The 1,981-nt window shown below is 71.6% G+C and carries 3 protein-coding genes; all 3 read right to left on the bottom strand.

All coding sequences use genetic code 11. The annotated features are described in order from the left end of the window. Positions 1-114: 114 nt before the first annotated feature. The 3 genes from AB0G14_RS35460 to AB0G14_RS35470 all read right to left on the bottom strand — a co-directional run bounded on the left by AB0G14_RS35460 (position 115) and on the right by AB0G14_RS35470 (position 1,895). Entirely contained in the window at positions 115-426 is a 312-nt protein-coding gene (locus AB0G14_RS35460; RefSeq protein WP_357705148.1) for an ATP-binding protein, read from the bottom strand. A gap of 17 nt (positions 427-443) precedes the next feature. Further along, complete coding sequence (locus AB0G14_RS35465; protein ID WP_357705150.1) at positions 444-905, bottom strand: histidine kinase dimerization/phosphoacceptor domain-containing protein; 462 nt, start codon at positions 903-905, stop codon at positions 444-446. A 567-nt stretch (positions 906-1,472) separates the two neighbouring features. Then, complete coding sequence (locus tag AB0G14_RS35470; RefSeq protein ID WP_357705152.1) at positions 1,473-1,895, bottom strand: hypothetical protein; 423 nt, start codon at positions 1,893-1,895, stop codon at positions 1,473-1,475. Positions 1,896-1,981: the final 86 nt, after the last annotated feature.

Consider the following 1,981-nt stretch of genomic DNA (forward strand, 5'->3'; position numbering starts at 1 on the left):
CGGCGTCGGCGCCGTTCCCGGCCTCTTCGACGACCTGAGTGTCGGCGGTGCTGTCCAGCAGCATGCGGAAGCCGAAGCGTTGCAGCGGCTGGTCGTCCGCGATCAGGGCGGTGGTCATGCGGGTTTCCCTCCGGGATGCGGTAGCGATGTCAGATCGAGTTCCGCCCGCACTGCCCATCCGCCGTCGGAGGTAGGGCCGGCCGTGACGGTGCCGCCGTAGAGAGCGGCGCGTTCTCGCATGCCGATGAGACCGTGGCCGTCGTGGCCCGGGGTCGTGCCACCGCCGGGGCAACCGCTGTCACGGACCAGGATCCGTAGTCGGTTGCCGTCGATGCTCACTGCGAGCTGCACCGTGGTGTGAGGGCCGGCGTGCTTGAGGGTGTTGGTGAGCGCCTCCTGCACGATGCGGTACGCAGCCAGCTGCACGCCGAGGTCCAGCGCGCTCAGGTCGCCGGTGCTGTGGTATTCGACTGTGGGGCCGGCGGCTCGGATGCGTTCGCGCAGCGCGCTGATGTCGGCGATGCCGGGCTGGGGTGCAGGCTCGGTTCGTCGGTCTGCTCGCGCAGCACGCCCAGCATGCGCCGGAGATCGGTCAACGATCGGCGGCCGGTGTCGCCGATCAGGCGCAGCGCTTCCTTGCTGCGCTGGGGGGCGGTGTCGGCGGCGTACGCGCCGCCGTCGGCGAGCGTCACGATGACCGAGAGGCTGTGGCCGACGATGTCGTGCATCTCGCGGGCGACGCGGGTGCGTTCGGCCCGCGGCGGCCAGTCTGCTGCGCTGGTCGCGCTCCGTCTCGAGCCGGACGGCGCGGTCGCGCAGCACAGCCAGTTGGGCGCCGCGGACCCGCACCGCGAATCCCAGTGCCGCGGCGGCCGTGACGGCGGTCGCGATGAAGGCCGTGACATCCCACAGCGATGCCAGCGGCGCCAGCCGCACCGGGACTGCGACGAACACGGCCAGCAGAGCCGGAGCCGCCCACCCCAGGCGTCGTAGCCGGCCGTGCCGGACGACGCTATACACGGCCACCAGGATCGCGGCGTCAGCGCGCAGCATGATGCCGGCGGAGCATTGCAGCAGGAAGACCGCGACGGTGGCGTACAGGACGAGCAGCGGCGTACGGCGTCGCCACCACAGCGGCAGTACCAACGCCGTCTGCAGCAACAGCACCTGCGGCACCGACAGGTGGGCGAAGTCGAACGGCGTGTCCGGCGGACGTTCCTGGTGGGTCAGGTCGGCACCGCTGAACAGCCCGAACAACGCCAGCACCAGAGCGGTGCCCCACGCCCACCGTTGCGCGGTGTCCCACTGCCGCAGCCGCCGCCCAGCGTGGAACAGCCGGGCGGCGACAGGATGCGAGACGAACGCGACCGCGCCATCGTCGGTCCCCTCGGTTGCGGCTCGGTCCAGGTCGCGCTGAACAGCCGCATGCGGCACCTGGGCCGGTCCGGTGCCGCGTCGACTGGACAGCAGCATCAGGCGTCGGACCGCCTCATCCGGTACGCGGCGCCGCCCAGGGCCAGCGCTGTCCAGCCGGCCAGCACCAGCAGACCGGCCCGGGCCGACAGAATCCCGGCGTCATGCTGCAAAGCGAAGATCGACTCCCCGGCGTTGCTGGACAGATATCGGGTGAGGTCTTCCCGCCACGATTCCGGCAGCAGTGACATCAGCCCGGGCACCAGCATGAACGTGCCGACCAGCGCGGAGATGCCGCCGGCGGTGGAACGCAGCAGCGCGCCCAGCGCGACGCCGGCCACGCCGACCAGGCCCAGGTACGCGCCGACGCCCAGCAGGCTGCGCACGACGCCGGAGTCCGAGATGCTCATCTCGATGGAAGCGTCCGACAGCAGGCCACTGGCGATGAGGAACGCGGCGAACGCGCCCACCGCGCCGACCACGAAGGCCAATCCCCCCGTAGACCGCCGCCTTGGCCCACAGCACCGGCAGCCGGGTCGGTACGGCGGCCAGGGTCGACCGGATCAGG

It is taken from the genome of Micromonospora sp. NPDC023814 (genome assembly GCF_040639595.1).
Lineage (GTDB): Bacteria > Actinomycetota > Actinomycetes > Mycobacteriales > Micromonosporaceae > Micromonospora.

What these genes read in the sequence shown, in the direction of transcription:
- AB0G14_RS35465 (WP_357705150.1), bottom strand. Translation starts at nt 905, where the DNA reads ATGTCACGGCCTTCATCGCGACCGCCGTCACGGCCGCCGCGGCACTGG.